The sequence below is a fragment of the Corynebacterium sp. 13CS0277 genome, assembly GCF_002994655.1.
GTDB lineage: Bacteria > Actinomycetota > Actinomycetes > Mycobacteriales > Mycobacteriaceae > Corynebacterium.
Window position 1 is genome coordinate 49317 of the sequence record NZ_PPDL01000002.1, and the last position, 22815, is coordinate 72131.

Below are 22815 nucleotides of genomic sequence, written 5' to 3' on the forward strand. Positions count from 1 at the left end.
CGCCGCACGCGCGGGTGCCACCTTTGTGACTTTTCTTCCAGGAGGTTCGCCCCATGACCGCCACCGACGCCCACGACGGCCCCGTCACCCTGCACGTCGAAACCTTCGGCACCCCCGACAAGCCCGCCCTGGTGTTCTTAGGCTCCCTCGGCGCCAACCTGTCGATGTGGCGCGACCAAGCAGTCCTCGCCGACGACTACTACGTCATCTTCATGGACCTGCTCGGCCACGGCTCCTCCCCCGTGCCGGACGGCCCCTACACGATTAGCGGCATGGCTGAGGACGTGCTGCACACCCTCGATGAGCTCGGGGTGGGGGTTGCGAACGTCGTCGGCCTGTCCATCGGCGGTGCCCTCGTGCAGGACCTGCTGCTGCAGCACCCGGACCGGGTGCAGGCGGCAGTGCTCGCGTGCACCGCGGCCAAGTTCGGCACCCGGGAGGCCTGGGAGGAACGCGTCCGCATCGTGCTTGCCGAGGGCACCGCGGCCGTCGCCCAGCAGGTCGCCTCCCGGTGGTTTACCCCCAGCTTCGGTGAGCGCGGCTACTTCGCCTCCTTCGAGGACATCATCAGCCACACCGACCGGGTCGGCTACGCCGGCGCGGCGGCCGCCCTCGCGGACTTCGACTCCCGCGCACAGCTCGCCACTGTCACCCGCCCGGTGCTGGTGATCTCCGCGGCGGAAGACTCCTCCACCCCGGCAGATGTCGTCCGCGAACTCGCCGACCTCATCCCCGGCGCCGAGTGGGCCAGCATCGCGGGCGCCGCCCACCTCGCCAACATCGAGCAGCAGGAAGAATTCAACCGCCTCCTGCGCGCCTTCCTCGCCCAGCACCAGGCCTAAGCGCCCCTACGCCTGCCGCCCCCAACGGGAGCAGACCATCCCGGGGTGCGTGGGCACAGGCCCCACGGTCGTCCCACCGGCCCACCCCGGGGGATGCAGGCTACCCCCTGCGACGCCAACGCCCGCCGCACACGAACCATCATCTGGTGTGTGCGGCGGGCGTTGCTCGTCGTTTCAAGAGGTGGGGTGCTGCGCTCGTTCACGCACAGCACCACCCTGGAGCTGGTCGCCTACTCGGCGATGCGCCACTCCTCCAGGCCCTCGTACAGGGGGTACTGCTGCGCCAGCGTCGCCACGCGGGCCCGCAGGGCCTCCACGTCGGCGTTGGCGCCCTGCGCCAGGGCGGTGCCGATGATGTCGGCCACCTCGGTGAAGCCGGCGGCATCGAAACCGCGGGTTGCCAGCGCCGGGGTGCCGATACGCAGACCCGAGGTGACCATCGGCGGACGCGGATCGAAGGGCACCGCGTTGCGGTTCACGGTAATCCCCACCGCGTGGAGCAGATCCTCAGCCTCCTGGCCGTTCATCTGCGAGTTGCGCAGATCCACGAGCACCAGGTGCACGTCGGTACCGCCGGTGAGCACGTCCACGCCCGCGGCCGCGCAATCGGCGGCGGTGAGACGCTCCGCGAGGATGCGGGCGCCCTCCAGGGTGCGCTCCTGGCGCTCCTTGAACTCCGGCGTGCCGGCGATCTTCAACGCCACAGCCTTCCCCGCGATCGCGTGCATGAGCGGGCCGCCCTGCTGGCCGGGGAACACCGCAGAGTTGAGCTTCTTCGCCCACTCCTGCTTCGCCAGAATCATCCCGGAGCGCGGGCCGCCCAGCGTCTTGTGCACGGTGGTGGACACCACGTCGGCGTGCGGCACCGGCGTCGGGTGCAGGCCCGCGGCCACCAGGCCGGCGAAGTGCGCCATATCCACCCACAGCTTCGCACCGATCTCGTCGGCGATCTCACGGAACGCCGCGAAGTCCTGGTGGCGGGGGTACGCCGACCAGCCAGCGATGAGGACCTGCGGCTTCTCCTTGAGCGCCTGCTCGCGGATCTGATCCATGTCGATACGCATGGTGGACTCATCCACCCCGTAGGCCGCCACCTCGTAGAGACGACCCGAGAAGTTCAGCTTCATGCCGTGGGTGAGGTGACCACCGTGGGCCAGCGACAGGCCCATGATCTTCTCCCCCGGCTCCGCCAGGGCCATGAGCACCGCGGCGTTCGCCTGCGCGCCGGCGTGCGGCTGCACGTTCGCGAACTCGGCACCGAACAGTTCGGTGGCGCGGGCACGCGCCAAATCCTCAATGACGTCGACGTTCTCGCAGCCGCCGTAGTAGCGGCGACCCGGGTAGCCTTCCGCGTACTTGTTGGTCAGGATGCTGCCCTGCGCCTGCAGGACGGCGCGGGGAACAAAGTTCTCACTCGCGATCATTTCCAGCGTGTCACGCTGGCGGGCAAGCTCGCCGCCGATGGCTTCCGCCACCTCCGGGTCGAGCTGGGACAGGGGCTGGTAGCGGAGATCCGCAGAGGCGTCGGTCATGAGGCCGTCAAAAACCTTCCGGTCGTGCCCACGCCGCAAGACCACGCCGCGTGGACGAACATTAAGAATGCCCCTGCATGATAACCGCACACCCCACCCCACTGCCGAAACCTACCCCCACCCGGACACCCCCACGGCAGACACCCGCACACGCCACCCGCGGGCGGCCGCCGCGCCCGCCGCACCGCCTCGCGCGGCGACTCGTGTCACAATGGGGCCATGTCACGGCCTCACGATTTCAGCCCCTATCTCGACTTCGATAGGGCCTCCTGGCACCGTCTCCGCGACTCCATGCCCCAGGTGCTCACCGAAGACGAGGTGATCACCCTGCGCGGCATCGGCGAAAACATCGACCTCGAGGAAGTCGCCGAGGTCTACCTGCCGCTGTCCCGCCTCATCCATCTCCAGGTCAAAGCGCGGCAAGAACTATTCAAGGCGACCGCCACCTTCCTCGGCTCCCAGGCGCCCCACGTCCCCTTCATCATTGGTGTGGCGGGCTCCGTCGCGGTCGGCAAGTCCACCACCGCCCGCCTCCTGCAGGTACTGTTGCAGCGCTGGGACAACCACCCCCGCGTCGACCTGGTCACCACCGACGGGTTCCTCTACCCCACAGCGGAGCTCCAGGCCCGCGGGATTATGAACCGCAAAGGCTTCCCCGAGTCCTACGACCAGCGGGGGCTGCTGCGGTTCGTCACCGACGTGAAATCCGGCAACCGGCACTGCCTGGCTCCGGTGTACTCCCACACCCTCTACGACCGGGTGCCGGACGAATACATCGACGTCGACCAGCCCGACATCCTCATCCTCGAGGGGCTCAACGTCCTCCAAACGGGACCTACCCTCATGGTGAGCGACCTGTTCGACTTCTCCGTCTACGTCGACGCCCGCACCCGCGACATTGAGCAGTGGTACATCGACCGCTTCCTGCAGCTGCGCTCCACCGCATTCGCCGTACCGGGCGCGCACTTCGCGCACTACAAGGACTTGGACGACCACGAGGCTGTGGTCGTCGCCCGGGAAATTTGGCAGTCAGTCAACCTGCCAAACCTGGTGGAAAACATCCTGCCCACCCGGGTGCGCGCCAACCTGGTCATGAGTAAAGACTCCGACCACCGCGTCGACCGCCTGCGGCTGCGCAAAATCTAGCGGGCGGGCCCATTGTCTGGGGGCCGAGGCCCCTGCCCGGGCTCCCCGCGGGCGCCGCACGGGCTGGGAAAAGGGGCGTCGGCTACTTGCCAAAGCGGCGGGAACGGTTCGCGTAGGAGCGCAACGCGCGGAGGAAATCGACCCGCCGGAACGCCGGCCAGTAGGTGTCGGTAAACCAGATTTCCGAATAGGCGGCCTGCCACAGCAAAAAGCCCGACAGCCGCTGCTCCCCAGAGGTGCGGATCACGAGATCCGGGTCCGGCTGCCCCGAGGTGTACAGGTGCTTCGACACCGAATCCACCGTCACCCGCTGGCGGAGCTCCTCGACGGACTCGCCGGCCTCAATCGACTCGTCGATGAGCGAATGCACCGCATCGACAATCTCCTGGCGGCCGCCGTAGCCCACGGCCACGTTGACGGCCACGCCCGTATTCGCATCCGTGTCCCGCACCGCATCCAGCAGGCGCATGCGCACGTACTCCGGCAGCAAATCCAGGTGCCCCACCAGCCGCACCCGGCAGTTGGTTTCCGGGGCGGCCAGCTCTGCCACGACGTCGCAGATGATGTCGAAGAGCAACTGCAGCTCATCGCTCGTGCGCTGCAGGTTCTCCGTGGACAGCAAGTAGACGGTCACCAGGTTGACGTCAGTTTCCGCGCACCAGCGGACCATCTCACCAATCTTGCGGGCACCCACCCGGTGCCCGTGGGACACGTCGGCGAAGCCCGCTTCCCGTGCCCAGCGACGATTGCCATCGCACATGATGGCAATGTGGTCCGGGTGGGGGCGGCCTGCGATTTCTTTCCGCAGCCGGGCCTCGTAGACCGGGTAGAGCAGTTGGGGCAAAAACTTCACGACTCCAAGTCTAGCCAGGACCCCACGGCACCGCCCACCACCGCGCACCACTGCACGTGACTGTCCGGGGCCGCACGGCGACCACCACCCGTATCCGACTCAGGTGCGCACGGCCACGCACCCACCCCCTTGACGCGGACACCCCCGCAGTCCCTTCACGCAGAGACGCACCCACCCCGGTGCGTACGGGCGCGTGACGGGGTGGGTGCGAACGAGAACAGGGGGACACATGCGAGCCCCCTTTGGGGGTTGCGTGCTTTAGAACATGCGGGGCTTTTTCAGCGGGGCGACGCCCTCTGCCTTCATGGCCGCATCGATCGCCTCAATGTCGAACACGTCGAGGCCGTGATCCTCGGCGAACTGGCGGCGGCGCGCCATCGCCTTGATGCGGACGTTGACCGACCAGCCGAGGTAGAGCACTGCGGCAAGCAGCAGCACGATGATGAACAACCCCACCGGGGATGCCTTGCCGAACTCGCTACCGATCTGGGCGCCGCGTTCAGCCTGTGCCAGCAAAGAAGTGGTCACGTGTCGATCCTTCTCACAAAAGTGTCGTCGTGGTCGAAAAAGAGGGGGCCTGATGCGAGCACGCCCGCCGGATGTACTGCGGGAGTGGGTAATACCCGCACTGCCCTAGGGTATCGCACCCGCACCCCGCGCAGACGGCGAATCCCGGGAGAACACTCCCCCGGACACCCGGCGCCTCGTGGTTGTCGGCGGTGTCTACTGGGCGTAGGCCGTGCCGCGAATCCCGGCGAAGAGATCATCCTCCGGGATGCTCGTGGTCACCCGGGTGGCGGCGAGCTCAAACTCCTCCGTCGGCCACAGGCGACGCTGGGTATCCAGATCGGTGGCGAAGAACGTGCCCGCCGGGTCGATCTGGGTGGCGTGCGCCTTGAGCGCCGCGTCGCGGGCATCGAAGTAGTCGGCGGCCTGCACCTGGGTCGTCACCCGGGCCATGATGTCCGCCCGGTTGGTCTTCCAGCGCTCCAGGAACTCCGCATAGGGCGAGGGCTCACCCCGGTCGAGGTACTCCTGGTGGAAGATCTCCAGGCGCTGCCGGATGAAACCGTGGGTGTAGTACAGCTTCAGCGGCGTGTACGGGGCACCGGCCTCCGGGTAGGCGGCCTCATCGCCGGCGCGCTCCCAGGCGAGCATGCTCACCTCGTGCACCTTGAGGTGATCCGGGTGCGGGTAGCCACCGTTCTCGTCGTAGGTGATGATGACCTGGGGGCGGAACTCGCGGATCAAGGCCACGAGCTTCTCAGTGACCTCGTCGGAGTCCTCCAGCGCGAAGCAGCCCTCCGGCAGCGGCGGCAACGGATCCCCCTCCGGCAGGCCGGAGTCGACGTAGCCGAGCCAGCGGTGCTGCACCCCCAGGGCCTTCGCCGCGGCGGCCATTTCCTCCCGGCGCAGGGCACCAATGTCGGCGATGTCCTGGGGGTTGAGCCCCGGGTTGAGCACGTCGCCGCGCTCCCCGCCGGTGCAGGTGACCACCATGACGTCCACGCCTTCGGCGGCGTAGCGAGCCATGGTTGCGGCTCCCTTGGAGGATTCGTCATCGGGGTGGGCGTGGATGGCCATGAGGCGCAGATCCGACACGGTGGGGTACCGACCTTTCGCGGGGTGGACAGGACTATCAGGGGTGCTGCCTGCGGCAGCGCGCACCGCACGCGCGGGCACGCACGGGCTGTGCATGAGCGTAGCGTGTCGCGCGCGGCATGTCGCGCTGGGGCGGGGTGCCGCGCGCAGATGAGCGAGCACGGCGAGCTACCGGGCACCGCTGCAGCGCTCATGCAGGGTGCAGCCACTATCCCACGATGAGTGACACGACCACAACCGGGCGTGTGGGTGGCCACGAGGTGTGGGTTCACCGCAGCCCCTCCCCCGCCTGCCACAGGATCCGCCAGGTGGCCTAAGGTATGAGGGCAGGAACGCCCCCAGAAGTGGGGCACACCCCGGGCCCTGGGTCCTGGGCAACTCCGCCCCGCCCACCCCGCCTACTCCCCACCTACTCCCCGCAGTCCCCTGGAAGGATGGTGCCCCCACCATGGCCGCACGCACCCGCACGGCACGGTACGACAACAACGCCACCGCACCGAACCTGTCCGGCAAGATCATCGCCATCCTCGCCGTGATCACCGCCGTCATCGCGGTCGTCGTCATCTGGCAGTACTTCCAGTCCCGCAGCCAGGTCACCATCAGCGCCACCCCCGCCGGCTTCGAGCGCACCGCCGACGACGTGCTCCGCCTCAACGTGGATGTCACCCGCAAGAACCCCGAGGTCGACTCCTACTGCATCGTCACCGCCCAGAACTACCAGGTCGAAGAAGTCGGCCGCCGCGAGTTCGTCATCCCCGCCGGCGGACCGAAGGTGCAGCGCTTCCAGGTGGACATCCCCACCCGCGACCTGCCGGTGGCGGGCCGCGTCTACGGCTGCGCGGAGGGCGTGCCGGACTACCTGGGCAGCAACGCCCGACCCGAGTAAACGCCCCAGCAGCTCCCCCGGGCCGCACCGGCCACGGCGACCACCCCGCGCCACAGGCTGCGGGCGGGGCTCACGCCACGAAAAGGCGTACTAAGGCCTGTGCTAAAATTTGCTGCAGTTTGCCGCCTCCACCGGCGGCACCCGCGGCCCCAAGCGTTCGCCCCACCCCACCACCACAACCACGGCCCACACGGTGCAGGCGCATCACCCCACCACGCTGGGACGTGGCCGGTGCCATGCGGGGTGCAGCTTCGGGACCACCAGACAGTGGCGACACCCGCCCACCCGACGCCAGCGCGCATCGAGCCTCGAGATATTTTCACCCCGAGGCCACCCGTGATGCACCCCGGCGGCCGGTGGCGGGGTCCTCGCTTTTCACGCCCCAAAAAACTCCCAAGGACATTCATTTTTCATGGCTGACAACCAGAAGCAGTACATCACTCCGGAAACCAAGAGCAAGCTCGAAGCCGAGCTGAACGAGCTGATCGCCCACCGCCCGGTCGTCGCCGCCGAAATCAACGAGCGCCGCGAAGAGGGCGACCTCAAGGAGAACGCCGGCTACGATGCCGCCCGCGAGATGCAGGACCAGGAAGAGGCCCGCATCAAGCAGATCTCCGAGATCCTGGCGAACTCCACCACCGAGCGTTCCGGCATCGAAGAGGGCGTCGCTGTCGTCGGTTCCGTCGTGCACGTCTACTACAACGGCGACAAGGAGCAGAAGGAAACCTTCCTCATCGGCACCCGCGCCGCAGCCTCCGACAACAAGAACCTCGAGACCTACTCCGAGCAGTCCCCGCTCGGGCAGGCCGTCCTCGGCGCCCGGGAAGGCGAGACCCGCGAGTACTACGCCCCCAACGGCCGCCAGCTGTCCGTCACCATCGTGACCGCCGAGCCCTACAACTCCGAGAAGTACGCCACCCCCCGCGACGAGTCCTAGGACCGTCCCGCACGCACCCCACGCAGACGGCACCGCCCCCACAGCACACGGCGGGCGTGCCCGATTGGTGGGTACGCGTGCGCTTCTCCCCCGCTCACCCCACTTTTTCATTGGAGACCCCATGAAAACCCGCCTCGCTTCCGCCCTCGCCGTCTGCGCCTGCGCCACCCTGGCCGCCTGCAGCCCGCCCCACGAGATCGACTCCGAGAAGTGGGTCGACACCGCCACTGGTGTGGCCGCCCCCACCGTGGCACCCACCAGCGCAGCTGCCACCACCGTGGCCGCCGCTGACGCCCTGCCCGGCTACACCAACTGTGTCGGCTCCCCGGAGCAGCGCCCCGACGAGATCTCCCTGGCCTGCGGCGACAACAACGATGTCCTGCGCGACATCACCTGGACGGAGTGGACCGCCACCAACGCCACCGGTACCGCCACCCGCGTGACCAACGACTGCACCCCGAACTGTGCTGACGGCAAGCTGCAGAAGACCGAAGACGTCAAGGTCGTGCTGTCCAACCCCTACGACACTGTCTCCGGGGCGTCCTTCACCCAGGTCGCCGTCGACGGCGTCGTCATCCTCCCCTAAGGGAGTAATCACCACAGGGCCCGCCACACGCAGGCCCCACAGCGGAGCTTTCACGCCCCGCGCCCACACACCCGCCCGCACCCCACCACCCCGGCACCAGCCCGGCGTGAGGAGGAGCCGGCGGGTGTTTTCTATGCCCGCCCGGCACACAGCAGCCAGACGGGCATCGCCGCCACCACCGCCGGGGAGCACGCGCGCTGCACGCCAGCTCGCAACAGGTTGAGATCCCGATGGGCCGGTCCGACGCACCGGGGATGCTCGCGCTGTGTCGGGCAGCCCGGCCTTTCCCCTGCGGGGTGTCGCTGACCGGGCCCGCCCACAGCCAGCCCCCGCGACTCCGGCGCTCGTACCGCCGCCCCAGCCTCGTGCCGGCCCGTGACCGCTGTGTCAGGGGTACCTCGGGCACGACGAAGCCCTCCACGGGTATTCCCATGGAGGGCTTCCATTACTGGCTCACACCGCCCGGAAGGGGGTGCGGGCCCTGGCACCGCTTAGGAGCGGTTGAAGTACGACAGCAGACGCAGGATCTCGGTGTACAGCCACACCAGCGTGACAGCCAGGCCCAGGGCCACGCCCCACGCCATGTCCGCCGGAGCCTGAGCGCGCACCAGACGATCCGCCTGATCAAAGTCGCTCAGGAAGGACACGGCCGCCAGGCCGATGCAGAACAGGGAGAACACGATCGCGATCGGGCCACCATTGGTCAGCGGGTTGCTGCCGGTGAACAGCATGAGCAGCACGTTGCCGAGGCTCATGACGAGCACACCGATGAGGGCGCCGGTAAGGATGCGGTTGAACTTCGGGGTGACCTTGACAACGCCAGTCTTGTAGACGTACAGCATGCCGAGGAACACACCCAGGGTGCCGAGCACCGCCTGGCCCACGATGGTGCCGGTCTTACCGGTCAAACCACCAAACAGCAGGCTCAAGCCGCCCACGGCAAGACCCTCAAACACGGCGTAGGTGATGGTCACCGCGGCGGAGGCGTAGAGGCGGCGGAAGCTGGCCACCATGACGGTGATGAGACCGCCGATGAGGCCGATCATCATAAGGATCATCGACAGGCCCGGGGCAACCACGGACAGGGCCATGTTGATCGCGGCCAGCACGGTAATGATGCCGACGGTGATCGCCGTCTTGTTGATGACGTCATCGTGGGTCATCGCGCGGGCGCCACCCACGGCGAGCGGCTGGCCATATCCGGCACCATACTGGTTGAACGCCTCGGCCTGACCGTAACCGGCCTGGACGTACTCCTGCGCCTGGCCGCGGGAGGCCTTCGTCAAAGAGTTAAAAACAGGGTTAGAGCTGCGCACGGTGTGCGTGTCCTTTCCATTGCTCACACAGGGTCACACCCCAAAGCCGCACCCGCAGGAACAGATCGTGCGGGACGCATGCGATCGTCGCAGGCGGCGGGTCTTCGGTGGTGTGAACGGGGCGAACGACCACGCGCCGCACGAGAAGGCAAGCTCCCCGGCAGCGCAGGCGTCGTTGTGTTTATTGTTTCGTCACGGCACAGCGCGTGCCGTGTCCGTTGATGTACGTCCAGTACAACGCGTCAGCCCGCAGTTTAGTTCCCGGCTGCTGCGTCCGGTTCGCTGCCAGTGATGGGCGCGGGGCCACGCGGCACGGCTGGCAGCGCGGCGTCGCCGCCCATTCCTTCGTCCCCGGTGGACGCCACCCGCCAGAAAAACACTGCTGGATAAGCAGCCGGGCCGGGGCTCTCTAGCGGCGGTCGTGCAACTCGTCGAAGGTCGTCATCGACTGCTGGAGCATCCCTCCCACGCGATTCCACACGTCGCGCACCCGCTCGGCCGGGGACTGCACCGGGCCCAGCGTCGTGGGGAGTTGCGTTGGACGGATGTCCGTGAGGTACCTCGGGGTGTACGTCGTGAAATTCTTCCGCGTCGACACGATGCAGTGCTCCTCGTGATTGGGGGTAGGGGTCGGTATGCCCACTGTAGTAGGCACCGCCTGGGCGCACACCCTCGCCGTGGCGAACCCACAGCCGGAGCATTCTCCCGAGGTCGAAGAGAAGCCCGTTCGCTTCCCCGCCTGCGGCACGTGTCACGTGGGCAGAGCCAACCTGTGCGACGAGGACCGTGATGCTGTGGCGAATGGGTGGACCTGCCGCTGACGCATGTCGTGGACATGCCATGGGATGGGGTGCGAGAATCCACACCAGGAAAAAGGAAAACAGCCCTCTAGCAGGGATGCTGCTAGAAGGCTTCGCGTGCCCCCAGTCGGACTCGAACCGACACTGAACGGATTTTAAGTCCGCTGCCTCTGCCAATTGGGCTATAGGGGCAGCAGTCCCACCGCGGTGGAAGATCCATGGTGGGAAAGCTGCCGCTACTCTATCACCCCCATCACCCCCGCGGGGCTAGCCGTGGGGGTGCTCCCCGGCGGCGTCGGCATCGCCCAGGTGGGTGGCCGCCAGGCCGGCAATGATGCCGTCGAGGATGTCCTTCTCGCTGATGCGGATCGACCGGATGCCCACCGATTCCAGGGTGTCGATGATGCCCTGGACGACGATGCAGCCGCCACCCAACACGTCGGCACGGCCGGGGTGGATGACAGGGTTCTGGGCGCGCTGCGCGGCCGTCTGGTGCAGCAACTGCTCCGTGAGGTGGCGCAGCGGCTCCAGGTTGAGCTCCGAGCCGTGGATGGCGTCCTCATCGTAGGTTTCCAGCCCCTGCGCCAACGCCGACAGGGTCGTGAATGTGCCGGCGCAGCCCACCACGGTGGCGGCCTGCCCCAACGGCACGATGGTGGCCACCTCCTGCATGCGCTGCGCGACAAGATCGCGGGCGATGTCGATCTCGGTGGTGGTGGGCGGGTCGGCGCGCAGGATGCGCTCCGACAGGCGCACGCACCCCATGTGGGCGGAGTGCGCGCCCAGGATCTCCCCGGCACGGGTGCCGACGATGAACTCGGTGGAGCCGCCACCCAGATCGATGACGAGGAAGGGTTCATCCCCTGCGGGCAGATCGGCCACCGCGCCCGTAAACGACAGGTGGGCTTCCTCCTCGCCGCTGATGACCTCAGCGCGAGCGCCGGGGGTGATCTGCCCGAGCAGGCTCGCGGTCATCGCGAAGAACTCCTCCCGGTTCGCCGCGTCCCGCGTCGCCGACGTCGCCACCATCCGCACGAACCGCACCCGGTGCTCCCGCATGAGGTCGACGTAGCGGGCCAGGGCCTCCTTCGTGCGCTCTAAGGCGGCGGGCGCGAACTCGCCGCTCGCATCCACCCCTTCCCCCAGGCGCACGATCGTCATCTCCCGCAGAATGTCCTTCGTCCCCCACGCGGCCGCGCCCGCAGCATCCGCGGCGGGGTCCACGCTCACCTCGCTGATGAGCAGACGAATCGAGTTGGTGCCGCAATCGACGGCAGCGAAACGCGTCATGATCAGACGTTCACCCCGGCATTGGAGAAATCAAAATCCTCCAGGCTGATCCCCAGCTCCTCACAGGTGGGCCAGTCGGCAGGGATGGCGGTGCCACGCAGGTGGGCGTGCTCTGCGGCCAACGCCACGGCCTCCGTGCCGAGACGCAGACGCCCCGGCCCCTCCGCGAGCGCGTAGGCGATGAGCACGTGGAGGCACTTCACCCGGTCCGGCATGCCGCCCCCGGAGAAGTCCGTGCCCAGGTCCTCGATAGCGTTGCGCTCCGCGAGGTAGTGCTCGTGGGCGGCACGATAATCCGCCGCCAAGTCCGCATCCTCATGAAGGCGGGCGCTCATCCACTTCATGACGTGGGCGACCTCCAGCCGGGACGCCTCGGCCGTCAGCCGCGGGTCGGTCAAGTAATACAGCGTCGGGAACGGGGTGCCATCATCCAGCCGCGGCGCGGTCTTCACCACACCGGGCGCCCCATCCGGGCAGCGGTAGCTGACCTCCAGCACGCCGCGCGGGGTGCGGCCCAGCTGCTCGGCGACGGCGGCAATGTCTTTCTCGGAAACGCTCATGGGCGTTTATTCTGTCACGAACCCGCCGACGGTGCCCACACCCCGCACACCACGCGCACCCCGCACACCGCTGCCGCGCAGCGGCACCGGGAACCAGACCTACCCGACACGCCAGGAGCCCACCCCTACTACGGGGCCTTCAGCCACCGGCTCCCCGCGGAAAGGTCGTTAGTTCCCCGCCGGGGCGGGCGCATCCCCGGGCGGGAGCGCGCCGTCGACTCCAGCGGGGCCTTCGACACCGGCCTCTGCGGGCTGGCCGATCGCAGCCTCCTCGTCACCGGTCATCTCACCGGCATCCGCGGGCTCCTGGCCAGGTGCCGCCGGCAGCGGCTGACCCTCAATCGGCAGGCGGCTCGTCGCCTCCGGGGTCTCAGGTGCCGCGGGCTGGCCGATACCGATGACGACCTCGGTGGCGTCGTCCGCCGGCACCGCAATGCTCGACCACAGCACGTCATACCAGGGGCCCGTCGGCTGGCCCAGCTCCCCCCGCTTGGTGGCCTGGGGGTTGTCCCCCAACGCCGGATCCAGGATGCGGAACGCCGTCTCCCCCGGCTCGATCACGCCGAAGCGGGCGCGGGCCTGCTCCCGGACGTAGTCGTCGTTCTGCAGCTGCTGCAGCTGCGCACTCAGCTCGTCCTTCTGCCGCTGTTTGGCGCTAATCGACGCCTTCACGCGGGCAATGTCGGAGCGCTGCTGGGCATAGTTCTGGATCGGCACGCCGACGATGACGATGACGGCCACGAGCACCGTGGCGAGGATCGCGAATTCGACGTGGCTGATCGGCCGCATCGGTTGGCGGCGGGCCTTGATGGTGGCGACAGCCTGCTTGTGCCGCTGGTTGAGTTCGCGCCGGGATACCGGCACCTGTCCGCGCGCACGGGGGGAGTCACCTTTAGCCATAGTGCCCCACAGTGTAGCCACACCCGCCACACGAGCACCGGATAGACACCACCGATACCGCACATCCTCCCGCCAACATCACACGGCATTCCCCCCCCGACATCACCCGCCGTCAGCCGGCGCCACCCTGCGCACCACCGCATGACCCGGTACGAAAGCCACCCCTTTGACGGCTGTGGGTACACAACGAACGGCACCGCCGCACCCGACGACCACGCACGAGGCGCGTGGGAGGGTGACGGCGGTGCCGAACACAAAGAACTGGAGGAATAGCGGGCGCGGGGTTGACCTGCGCCCGGGGCAGGCTCACGGGGAGCCTGCGGGGATCAGGGGGTGATTAGCCCTGGAAGCGCGGAAACGCGGAGCGGCCAGCGTACACGGCGGAGGAGCCGAGCATCTGCTCGATGCGGAGCAGCTGGTTGTACTTGGCGACGCGCTCGGAGCGGGCGGGAGCACCGGTCTTGATCTGGCCACAGTTGAGGGCGACAGCCAGGTCAGCGATGGTGGTGTCCTCGGTCTCACCGGAACGGTGGGACATCATGCAACGGTAGCCGTTGCGGTGAGCCATCTCGACAGCGTCGAAGGTCTCGGTGAGGGTACCGATCTGGTTGACTTTGACCAGCAGGGCGTTGGCAGCCTTCTTGGCGATGCCCTCAGCCAGGCGGGCCGGGTTGGTGACGAAGAAGTCGTCGCCGACGATCTGGACCTTGTCGCCGATCTCGGCGGTCAGGTGGGTGTAGCCCTCCCAGTCGTCTTCCTGCAGCGGGTCCTCGATGGAAACGATCGGGTACTCCTCGATCAACTTCTTGTAGACCTCGGTCATCTCCGCAGCGGTGTGCTTGCCACCCTCGAAGTTGTAGACGCCGGCATCCTTGTCGTAGAACTCGGAGGACGCAACGTCGAGAGCCAGAGCGATGTCGGCACCCGGGGTGAAGCCAGCCTTGGTGATGGCCTCGACGATGAGGTCGAGGGCAGCCTTGGTGGACTCGACGGAGGGGGCGAAGCCACCCTCGTCGCCCAGGCCGGTGGACAGGCCCTTGGCCTTAATGACGGCCTTGAGGTTGTGGTACACCTCGGCACCCATGCGCAGAGCCTCAGAGAAGGACTCGGCACCGATCGGGGCGATCATGAACTCCTGGACGTCCACGCCGGAATCGGCGTGAGCGCCACCGTTGACGATGTTCATCATCGGAACCGGCAGGAGGTGGGCGTTCGGGCCACCGATGTAGCGGAACAGCTCCAGGCCAGCGGACTCGGCAGCAGCCTTGGCGACAGCCATGGACACGCCCAGGATGGCGTTGGCGCCGAGGTTGGACTTGTTCGGGGTGCCGTCCAGGTCGATCATGGCCTGGTCGATGATGCGCTGGTCGTCGGCCTCCAGGCCGACCAGCTCGTCGTTGATGGTCTCGTTGACGTTCTCCACGGCCTTCAGGACACCCTTGCCCATGTAGCGGTCGCCGCCGTCACGCAGCTCGTGAGCCTCGTGGATACCGGTGGAAGCGCCGGAGGGGACACCGGCAACGCCGTGCGCGCCGTCGTCCAGCAGGGCCTCAACCTCGACAGTGGGGTTGCCGCGGGAATCCAGAATCTCGCGGGCAAAGATGTGCATAATTTCAGCCACAGTGGCCTCCTAGCCAGTAGGTGATGATGTTCATCGGGTGTTGGACAACCCACCTAGCGGCCGTCGCCAACCACCCCAGCCCCCGTCGCGCGGGGAGCAGATGAAGTGTCGGCAACCCGGCTGCACGTGTGACGGCCCGCGCATTGTTGCGGGCCCCGTTCGGCGGGTAACACCAGTGGTTCAATTGTTGCACTTTTTCTGTGTGCGTGACGGGTTCCGAACGGGCAAGGTGCCCACGACCTGCGCCACAGCCACAGAAGTGTGAGAGATAGCACTCACAATCAGGGTCGAAGTCCTCAAAAACGGACACAACCGGAACCCGAAATCGGGCACCACTGGGCGGGGGTCAGGTTCCCGCCGCCGCACTTCTCACATGCCCGCTCATACCCACTCCCCCGCTGCGTCCGATGCCGCGCACGCACCCAGCAACGCCGCGCGCCCCACACGCCCTGAGATTTCTCTTGGGCGCGCGGGGCGCGGTGCGGGGAGGTGTACGGCGTATTTAGGGGTGCTCATTGCGGGCGTAGTGGGCGGCCGCGTCGCGCACCTTGTTGAGGTAGTCACTCGAGGCGTTGTAGGCGTAGATCGCCTTCGTCCAGCCTTGCGGGGTGGCCAGGTCCCGCTCCCCCATGCACAGCAGCGCCGCCGCGGAGGCGGCCGCATCGTCAATCTGGTTCGGGTCGGGCTCGTTGTCACCGTTGGCGTCGATGCCGATGGTGCGGAAGGTCTCCGGGATGAACTGCATGGGCCCCACCGCGCGGTCATACTCGGTATCGCCGTCCCACTTGCCGCCGTCGGTATCGAGGATCTCTGCGAACCCGGGGGAGCCGTCGAGCGGCACACCAATGATCGTGGGCGTGGCGACGCCTGCCTCGTCCAGGTGGGAGCCGCCAAAGAGCTTGCCGGAGTAGGTGCCGTGGCGGGTTTCCACGTAACCAATGCCGGCGAGGGTGCCCCAGTTGAGGTGGCAGTCAGGCCAGGTGCGTTCGGCAATGAGCTGCGCGTTGCCGTAGGCCCGCACCGCCGCCGGGGAAATACCGGTGTTGGCCGCGATGGGGGCGGCCCAGTCGGCCAGGCTGTCGGCGGTGCGGCCCGGCGCGCTGATGTCGATGGCGGGCGGCGCTGCGGCGGCGGCCGGCGGCACGTCGTCGGGGACGGGCGGGCTGGGGGTGAAGTCCACCCGGTCGCCCAGCAATACGAGGGCTCCGGCGACGGCGATCGCGACCAGCACGAGGGCGAGCACGCTCGTAATCATGCACCCGCGGAGCGCAGTTCTGCCTGTAGTCATGGCCGCCAATCCTACTTCCCCACCCGCCGCATTCCGACTTGGCCCACACCTGCGTGATGACAGGAAACGTTCAGGCAACACACCCCGCCACGCCACATCAGACATGCTCGCGCAGTGCGCGTCACAGCCCGGGGCAGCCCACGCCACACGGGCAGAGGCGGATTCATTGATGCGAAGTGCTGCACACACCCACCCGCACCCGGTGACAAGCACGCAACGCTGGGCCACACCTGAGCCGGCGATGACAGCGGCATGGGAACTCGCGGCACAGTGCCTGCCCGCGGGACAGCACAGTCCCGGACGATTCACAGGGGCAGGCGTGCGCCTTCCTGCGTTTTAGTGGCTCTGCATTGCCCGACACATGGCACGCACCGCACACCGCACCCCCGACAGGCACCGCAGTGAGCGCCCGCCGCAGGCACAGCACACCCCTCCCGACACATGTCGGGCACCCCCGGGGAGCACCCCCACAGGCGCGCCACTATTGCCACAGCAGTAACAGTAGTGTTCAATTTTCACACAACGAGTGGTGTGGTATCCGCAGGCCGCCCCGGGAGTGAATGCCCGCAAGGCTCTGCCGAGTACCCACCACCGCTGACAGCACGCGCCCCGCCAGGCCATCACCCGGCGCGATCGCAGCCGCCGCAGTCTGCCTCGTCTTCTCACGAGACCTCGGTCTCTTCCTCCCCTCTTCCCTTATCCTCTCTCCCCTGACCGTCCCACACACGTCTCACCTGGAACATCCACGTTCTGCGTGGCGCTACCCCGGGGCCGGGCCTACAGTTCTCCCCCTTCCCGCCCCCCACGGGCACGCCAGTACTGGAGCGCGTGACGGACACAGGGGACGCAAGGGACACAGGGGACACAAAAGGGGCCGGGAGGAGATCCCCCGAAAGAAGACCGGCAGTGCGGCACACCTGCGAACTCGTCACCGCTTCGGCTTCGCCGTGCGCCGCTGTGTTCCTTAGTTCTCCCCTTGTTTTTCTTCCCCCGATCGGAGCAACCATGCTGAAGAAGGCTCTTGCCACCACCGCCGCGACCCTGGTCGCCGCCACCGCGTTCGCCACCCCGGCGCACGCCAGCGAACTCGACCTGCTGGGCCTGCTGCTCGGCACGAACACCGCCGAGAACCTGTCCTGCCAGGACGTGAAGTCCGGCCTGGAGACCCTGGGCCTGTACTCCCCTGAGGACACCCGCATCACCCTCGAGACCAAGATCAAGGCGAAGGCCACCGACCTGGCCGGCAACAACGCCGTCATCGCCGCTGCGGCCGCCAAGGTTGGCAACGATGTCTCCGGCAAGGCCGAAGAGTGCGGCCTGATCAAGAAGGACCCGATCGCCCTGCTGTCCAGCCAGCTCGGCTCCTCCGAGGCTATGCCGCAGCTCGGCAACCTGCGCGGCATGATCGAGCCGCTGCTCGCGCTGGCACCGAAGAAGTAACCCCGCGGCAGGCGTCTCAAGCCCACCCGGCCCCGCGCCTGCCCGCATCCCAAGCGACGCGCCCACAGTCTTCACATAGGGACCTTGAAAAAGTCCTTGCTGGCTGTGGGCGCGTCGTCGTTGTCATTCCCCGACTCCCCTTGGGGTGTTGTCGTCTGTGGGGTGTTGGCACCCCTTGGGTGCGGCGGTTAGACGTCCATCCCGGGCAGCGGCGGCAGATCCAATAGGCCCCGGGGCTCCAGGGGCGGCAGCAAGGAGGCGTCCGCCGTCAGCGGATCGAAAGGCTTGTCCTCCTGCTGCTTGGCGTCCTCCCACAGGCGCATCTGCGTCTCCTCGTCGACGATCTCGGTCGTGCCATCGAAGAGGTAGGGGCTACGCGCCCGCATCTTCGCCACGAAGGAGCGGGCCACCGCGTCGAAATCGAAGTCGCCCCGATTGGCGGCGATCTGGGCATGGAAGAGCACCTGGAGCAACACATCCCCCAGTTCCTTTTCCAACTGCTTCGCGCCCTGCAGGCTCGGGCGGGTATCCCCGGGGGCGTACTGGCGGACCGCTTCGGCGAATTCGCCGGATTCCTCCTCCAGGTACGGCAGGAGGGACTCGTGGGTCTGCGCCCGCTCCCAGCCGCCGATGGTCAGTGCGCGCTCCATCACCTGCAGCGCCTCCTCAATTCCCCGCAGGTGCGCCGGGGTGGCAGAGCTGTCCGCCCGCGGGGCGTCCGCCCCGCCGGTGCCGCGGTAGGCGCTGGCATAGACGGTCTCCCCGCGGTTGATCGCGGCGAGCACCTCCGGGTGCTCGGCGTCTGTCGACATGAGCACCGGCTCCGGGCGGGCGCTGTGGGCGCCCCGCGCCTCGTCGTCTGCACCCTGGGCGCGGGCCGCGATGTCGGAGACAACCCACCGCACATGCACCCCCACCTCGTCGGTGTAGCGAATCTCACCACGCAGATGTGGGACGGCGTCAACGGGAATCACATCGGGGAAGCGCGGATCGAGCAGAACGACAGACATGTAGGCGATCATAGCCGCCGCGCACCCCGCCCCCGCAGAAGGATTCTCCCCCCGCCGCCGCCCGCCCCACGGTTTCGCCCGCGCAAACATCAAGGCCACAGGCAACATTCAGGCAACCCACAGCAATCGGGTGAGAACACGAGCCCGCCCGGCACGCACGCATGCGCACCAAACGATGATTCGTCACGGACCCGTCGGACGGGGTTACGGGCCCACACCGGCGGGTGTGATGCGGGCGGCACCGCAGTGTGACCTCACACCCATTGGGGTGAAACGCAGCCAAGTTCTCTTCGCCTGTACTCCCCCGGGGGCTACCAACACGCCCAGTGTGAGGGCTAGCCTAAAAAGTGCTGCCGCCGTGCGCACCCCGCACCCCGGCCGCCGCGTGCCGAGAACTCGGCCGCGTCGTCCACCCCGTGACGCCCCACCGCCACCGCGCGGCCCGTGCGCCACGACACCGAACATTAGACACACCACTTTTCATGCTGTTTGCCAACTTCCTCATCGGTCTCCGCGAGGGCCTCGAGGCCTCCATGGTCGTGATGATCCTGGTGGCTTTCCTCGTCAAGGGCCACCGCCGGGACCAACTCCGCTGGGTGTGGCTCGGCGTCGCCGCCGCGCTCGCCGCCACCATCGCCGCCTTCCTCCTCATCCAATTCGGCACCAAGACACTGACCTCCACCGGTCAGGAACTCGTCGGCGGCATCGCCTCCCTCATCGCCGTCGCACTGGTCACCTGGATGCTGCTGTGGATGCGCGGGGCGTCGAAAAACATGAGCCGTGAGCTCAGCGGCAAGATGGAGGCCGCCATCGCCGTCGGCCCCTTCGCCGTCGTCGTCGTGGCCTTCACCGCGGTCGTCCGCGAAGGCATCGAAACCGCCCTGCTCGTCTTCGACTCCTTCACCAACGGCGCCCTGGCCAAGCCCTTCCTCGGGCTCGCACTCGGCATGCTGGCCTCCGTCGTCCTCGCGGTCCTCATGTACCGCGGCGCCCTGCGCATCAACTTGAAGGTGTTCTTCACGATCACCGGGGTCCTCCTCGTCGTCGTGGCCGCCGGCATCCTCCGCTACGGCATCACCGACCTGCAGGAAGCGGGGGTGCTGCCGGGCCTGAACAACCTCGCCTTCGACATCTCCCACATCCTCGTGCCGGGCTCCGCGCCCGCAGCCCTCATCGAAGGCATCTTCAACCTGGTGCCCGCACCGACCGTGGCCTCCATGATCGGCTGGGCGGTCTACCTCGTCGTCGCCCTGTGGCTGTTCCTCCGCCCCCAGCGCGAGACCACCCCCGCCGCCCCGGCTGCGGCGCAGGCCACGGCATAGGCGCCCGCACGCGCCGCTGCGCGTTGCTCTGTTTCTCCTTTTTCTCTTCTTCCCCTTGTCGGCCACGCCCGCCGCGGGCTCGCCCCGGCGCCCCGCCCCACACCACTGACCGTGGTGGGGGTGGCGGCGTGGCTGCCAAAACTGCATACACCCCCTCCCTCACACGCTGGTCGGATGGATGCCACAGGCCTGTGGCGGCCACCGCCTCGTGCACCCCGGACAGAAAGAAACCCTGTAACACCATGACCCTCAAGAAGACTGTGTCCCTGGCAGCGCTGTCCCTCGCCCTGCCCGGCACCCTCGTTGCCTGCGCCGACAAGGTCGATGAAGCCAACGCCCAGAACTTCACCGTCACCGCCGACGACACCACCTGCGCGGTCTCCGGCACGGAGACCACCACCGGCACCTCCACCTTCGAGGTGACCAACAACGGCTCCAAGGTCAACGAGTTCTACGTCTACACCACCGCCGGCCGTGTCATCGGCGAGGTCGAAAACATTGGCCCGGGCCTGACCCGTAAGCTCACCGTCCAGATCACCGACCCGGGCGAGTACACCCTGACCTGCAAGCCGGGCATGGTGGGCGAGGGTATTTCCTCCCAGCTGACCGTCACCGGTGAGGCAAAGTCCGCCACCGACGGCGACAAGGTCCTCGAGGAAGCCGTCGAGGGCTACATCGCCTACGTCCGCTCCCAGACGAAGGCCCTGAAGGAGCAGACCAAGCTCTTCGCCGACGCCATCGACGAGGGCGACATCGCCACCGCCCGCGCCCTGTTCCCCATCGCCCGCACCCCCTACGAGCGCATCGAGCCCGTCGCCGAGTCCTTCCCCGACGACCTCGACCCGCGCATCGACCTGCGTGAAGCCGACCTGGAGGAGGGCGACACCTGGACCGGTTTCCACAAGATCGAAAAGGCCATCTTCGAGAGCAACGAGATCACCGAGGAGACCAAGGCGGACGCCAAGCAGCTCGTCGCCGACGTCGACGAACTCGTCGCCGGGGTGGACTCCAAGGACTACACCATCACCCCCGTCCAGATCGCCTCCGGCGCCCAGGGCCTGCTCGACGAGATCGCCACCTCCAAGATCACCGGCGAGGAAGACGTCTTCTCCGGCACCGACCTCTACGACTTCCAGGCCAACCTCGACGGCTCCAAGGCCGCCATCGCCTCCCTGGAGAAGGCCCTCGACGCCCGCGACAAGGACCTGCTCAGCTCCATCAACGCCGACTTCGCGAAGGTGCAGAAGCTGCTCGACGGCTACCGTGACGGCGACGGCTTCATCAACTACGCCGAGGTCACCCAGGAGCAGCGCAAGGAACTGTCCACCGCCCTGGACACCCTCACGGAGAACGTCGCCAAGGTGCAGGAAGTCGTGGCGAACTAACCCATGAGCGACACCGACCACGCACACGGCAGCGTCTTCGGTGACGGCGCATCCGCGCTGTCCCGCCGAGGATTCCTCACGGGCGCCGGGTTGGGTGTTGCCGGCGTGGCCGGCTTCGCCGCGATGCCCCCAGGCGACGCCCACGGGGACGCCATCCCCAACCACATCGTCCCCTTCGACGGCCCCCACCAGGCAGGCATCACCACCGCCGCCCAGGACCGCATGCACTTCGTCTCCCTCGACGTCCTCGCCGGCACCACCCGCGAAGACCTACAGGAGATGCTGCGCACCTGGACGGCGATGGCGCGGCGCATGACCCAAGGGCTCGAAGCCGTCGAAGACGGTGCCGTCGGCGGCGGCCAGTACGCCGTCGCCCCCGACACCGGCGAGGCACTCGACCTGCCGGCCGCGAACCTCACCATCACGATCGGTTTCGGCCCCAGCCTCTTCGACGAGCGCTTCGGCCTGGCCGCCGCAAAGCCCGCCGAGCTCAACGACCTGCCGCACTTCTCCGGCGACATGCTCAACGAGGCCATCAGCCGGGGCGACATCTGCCTGCAGGCCTGCGCCGACGACCCCCAGGTCGCCGTCCACGCCGTGCGCGTCCTCATCAAGGAAGGCACCGGCAAAGTCGCCGTCCGCTGGTCGCAGCTCGGCTTCGGGCGCACCTCCTCCACCACCCAGGCCCAAGCCACCCCCCGCAACCTCTTCGGGTTCAAGGACGGCACCAACAACCTCAAAGTGGAGGACGAAAACCTCGTCAACGAGCACGTGTGGGTGCACGCCCCCGGCCAGTGGATGGACGGCGGCTCCTACCTGATCACCCGCCGCATCCGAATGCTCATTGAGAACTGGGACCGGCAGGTGCTCAAAGACCAGGAGGAAACCTTCGGCCGCGATAAGCTCGAAGGCGCACCCCTGGGCCGCACCCACGAGTTCGACGAGCTACCGCTCGACGAGTACGTCGGCACCGACGGCCCCGTCATCCCCGCGGACGCACACGCCCGGCTGGCGCACCACAGTGAAAACAACGGTGCCCGCATGCTGCGCCGCGGCTACAACTTCATCGACGGCTCCGACGGCTTCGGCCACCTCGACGCAGGCCTGTTCTTCATCGCCTTCGTCGCGGACCCCGACAAGGACTTCATCCCCGTCCAGTCGAAGCTCGCCAAGGGCGACAAGATGAACGAGTACGTCCGCTACGAGTCCTCCGCCATCTTCGCCTGCCCCGGCGGCGTCACCGGCGAGAAGGACTACTGGGGCTCCAAGCTCTTCGAGCAGACCGCCTAACACGCCCCGTCCCGGGGCACCATGCTCCGGGGCAGCACGCCCCCAAGGGCAGCACACCACCGCCCGCATCCCTCTGACCCGGCCTGCACCCCACCGTGCAGCCAGGAGGAGTCGGATGCGGGCGGTTGTGGCTGCACACAGGTGGGATCAGTACGTCCAATGCGGCGATGTTTACACCGTTGACCAATCGTACTGTGGCCGCCCAAAGC

Annotated in this window: 22 protein-coding genes and 1 tRNA gene; 10 read left to right on the forward strand and 13 right to left on the reverse strand. The window is 67.6% G+C overall.

Features of this window, described 5'->3' with window-relative positions; translation table 11 throughout:
- The first annotated feature begins 53 nt into the window (after positions 1-53).
- Positions 54-842 carry a 3-oxoadipate enol-lactonase gene (pcaD, locus tag C1Y63_RS00940; protein WP_106014594.1) on the forward strand — a complete coding sequence of 263 codons (789 nt, stop codon included), beginning with the start codon at positions 54-56 and terminating at the stop codon, positions 840-842.
- Between the two features lie 230 nt (positions 843-1072).
- On the opposite strand, the gene glyA is transcribed toward pcaD, so the two are convergent.
- Positions 1073-2374: a serine hydroxymethyltransferase gene (glyA, locus tag C1Y63_RS00945; protein WP_106014595.1), complete on the reverse strand. Its 1302-nt coding sequence runs from the start codon at positions 2372-2374 to the stop codon at positions 1073-1075.
- A 219-nt stretch (positions 2375-2593) separates the two neighbouring features.
- Between glyA and coaA the strand changes: the two genes are divergently transcribed.
- The gene (coaA, locus tag C1Y63_RS00950) at positions 2594-3520 is read left to right on the forward strand and encodes a type I pantothenate kinase (RefSeq protein ID WP_106014596.1); all 927 of its coding nucleotides are present in this window, start codon (positions 2594-2596) and stop codon (positions 3518-3520) included.
- Positions 3521-3602: 82 nt separating this feature from the next.
- Here coaA and C1Y63_RS00955 read toward each other — a convergent pair whose 3' ends face one another.
- From C1Y63_RS00955 to mca, 3 genes are all read right to left on the reverse strand, one after another.
- Entirely contained in the window at positions 3603-4373 is a 771-nt protein-coding gene (locus C1Y63_RS00955; RefSeq protein ID WP_106014597.1) for an isoprenyl transferase, read from the reverse strand.
- Positions 4374-4631: 258 nt separating this feature from the next.
- Positions 4632-4901, reverse strand: a complete 270-nt coding sequence (locus C1Y63_RS00960; RefSeq protein ID WP_106014598.1) for a hypothetical protein — start codon at positions 4899-4901, stop codon at positions 4632-4634.
- 195 nt (positions 4902-5096) lie between these two features.
- Entirely contained in the window at positions 5097-5975 is an 879-nt protein-coding gene (mca, locus tag C1Y63_RS00965; protein WP_106014599.1) for a mycothiol conjugate amidase Mca, read from the reverse strand.
- A 448-nt stretch (positions 5976-6423) separates the two neighbouring features.
- Between mca and C1Y63_RS00970 the strand changes: the two genes are divergently transcribed.
- The 3 genes from C1Y63_RS00970 (at position 6424) to C1Y63_RS00980 (ending at position 8384) form a co-directional block, all read left to right on the forward strand.
- Positions 6424-6861 carry a DUF4307 domain-containing protein gene (locus C1Y63_RS00970; protein ID WP_106014600.1) on the forward strand — a complete coding sequence of 146 codons (438 nt, stop codon included), beginning with the start codon at positions 6424-6426 and terminating at the stop codon, positions 6859-6861.
- A gap of 412 nt (positions 6862-7273) precedes the next feature.
- Positions 7274-7798, forward strand: a complete 525-nt coding sequence (gene greA, locus C1Y63_RS00975; protein ID WP_106014601.1) for a transcription elongation factor GreA — start codon at positions 7274-7276, stop codon at positions 7796-7798.
- A 121-nt stretch (positions 7799-7919) separates the two neighbouring features.
- Positions 7920-8384 (forward strand): hypothetical protein, encoded by a 465-nt coding sequence (locus C1Y63_RS00980; RefSeq protein WP_106014602.1) that lies wholly within the window; start codon positions 7920-7922, stop codon positions 8382-8384.
- A 491-nt stretch (positions 8385-8875) separates the two neighbouring features.
- On the opposite strand, the gene C1Y63_RS00985 is transcribed toward C1Y63_RS00980, so the two are convergent.
- Positions 8876-9700 carry a Bax inhibitor-1/YccA family protein gene (locus tag C1Y63_RS00985; RefSeq protein WP_106014603.1) on the reverse strand — a complete coding sequence of 275 codons (825 nt, stop codon included), beginning with the start codon at positions 9698-9700 and terminating at the stop codon, positions 8876-8878.
- 409 nt (positions 9701-10109) lie between these two features.
- Entirely contained in the window at positions 10110-10298 is a 189-nt protein-coding gene (locus C1Y63_RS00990) for a hypothetical protein (protein WP_106014604.1), read from the reverse strand.
- 37 nt (positions 10299-10335) lie between these two features.
- Between C1Y63_RS00990 and C1Y63_RS12455 the strand changes: the two genes are divergently transcribed.
- Complete coding sequence (locus C1Y63_RS12455; RefSeq protein WP_146128817.1) at positions 10336-10521, forward strand: hypothetical protein; 186 nt, start codon at positions 10336-10338, stop codon at positions 10519-10521.
- 97 nt (positions 10522-10618) lie between these two features.
- On the opposite strand, the gene C1Y63_RS00995 is transcribed toward C1Y63_RS12455, so the two are convergent.
- The 6 genes from C1Y63_RS00995 to C1Y63_RS01020 all read right to left on the reverse strand — a co-directional run bounded on the left by C1Y63_RS00995 (position 10619) and on the right by C1Y63_RS01020 (position 16159).
- Positions 10619-10692, reverse strand: a tRNA-Leu gene (locus tag C1Y63_RS00995).
- Between the two features lie 75 nt (positions 10693-10767).
- Positions 10768-11790 carry a Ppx/GppA phosphatase family protein gene (locus C1Y63_RS01000; protein WP_106014605.1) on the reverse strand — a complete coding sequence of 341 codons (1023 nt, stop codon included), beginning with the start codon at positions 11788-11790 and terminating at the stop codon, positions 10768-10770.
- A 2-nt stretch (positions 11791-11792) separates the two neighbouring features.
- Positions 11793-12350: a DUF501 domain-containing protein gene (locus C1Y63_RS01005; protein WP_106014606.1), complete on the reverse strand. Its 558-nt coding sequence runs from the start codon at positions 12348-12350 to the stop codon at positions 11793-11795.
- A gap of 168 nt (positions 12351-12518) precedes the next feature.
- Positions 12519-13250, reverse strand: a complete 732-nt coding sequence (locus tag C1Y63_RS01010; RefSeq protein WP_106014607.1) for a septum formation initiator family protein — start codon at positions 13248-13250, stop codon at positions 12519-12521.
- A gap of 337 nt (positions 13251-13587) precedes the next feature.
- Positions 13588-14871: a phosphopyruvate hydratase gene (gene eno, locus C1Y63_RS01015; RefSeq protein ID WP_106014608.1), complete on the reverse strand. Its 1284-nt coding sequence runs from the start codon at positions 14869-14871 to the stop codon at positions 13588-13590.
- 502 nt (positions 14872-15373) lie between these two features.
- Positions 15374-16159 carry a lytic transglycosylase domain-containing protein gene (locus tag C1Y63_RS01020; RefSeq protein WP_106014609.1) on the reverse strand — a complete coding sequence of 262 codons (786 nt, stop codon included), beginning with the start codon at positions 16157-16159 and terminating at the stop codon, positions 15374-15376.
- Between the two features lie 1005 nt (positions 16160-17164).
- Between C1Y63_RS01020 and C1Y63_RS01025 the strand changes: the two genes are divergently transcribed.
- Positions 17165-17599 carry a hypothetical protein gene (locus C1Y63_RS01025; protein WP_106014610.1) on the forward strand — a complete coding sequence of 145 codons (435 nt, stop codon included), beginning with the start codon at positions 17165-17167 and terminating at the stop codon, positions 17597-17599.
- Positions 17600-17787: 188 nt separating this feature from the next.
- Here C1Y63_RS01025 and C1Y63_RS01030 read toward each other — a convergent pair whose 3' ends face one another.
- Entirely contained in the window at positions 17788-18609 is an 822-nt protein-coding gene (locus C1Y63_RS01030) for a MazG nucleotide pyrophosphohydrolase domain-containing protein (RefSeq protein ID WP_106014685.1), read from the reverse strand.
- A gap of 482 nt (positions 18610-19091) precedes the next feature.
- Between C1Y63_RS01030 and efeU the strand changes: the two genes are divergently transcribed.
- The 3 genes from efeU to efeB all read left to right on the forward strand — a co-directional run bounded on the left by efeU (position 19092) and on the right by efeB (position 22606).
- A complete protein-coding gene (efeU, locus tag C1Y63_RS01035; RefSeq protein ID WP_106014611.1) occupies positions 19092-19931 on the forward strand; it encodes an iron uptake transporter permease EfeU in 840 nt (279 codons plus the stop codon).
- 242 nt (positions 19932-20173) lie between these two features.
- Positions 20174-21316, forward strand: a complete 1143-nt coding sequence (gene efeO, locus C1Y63_RS01040; RefSeq protein ID WP_106014612.1) for an iron uptake system protein EfeO — start codon at positions 20174-20176, stop codon at positions 21314-21316.
- A gap of 3 nt (positions 21317-21319) precedes the next feature.
- Positions 21320-22606, forward strand: a complete 1287-nt coding sequence (efeB, locus tag C1Y63_RS01045) for an iron uptake transporter deferrochelatase/peroxidase subunit (protein ID WP_106014613.1) — start codon at positions 21320-21322, stop codon at positions 22604-22606.
- Positions 22607-22815 lie beyond the last annotated feature (209 nt).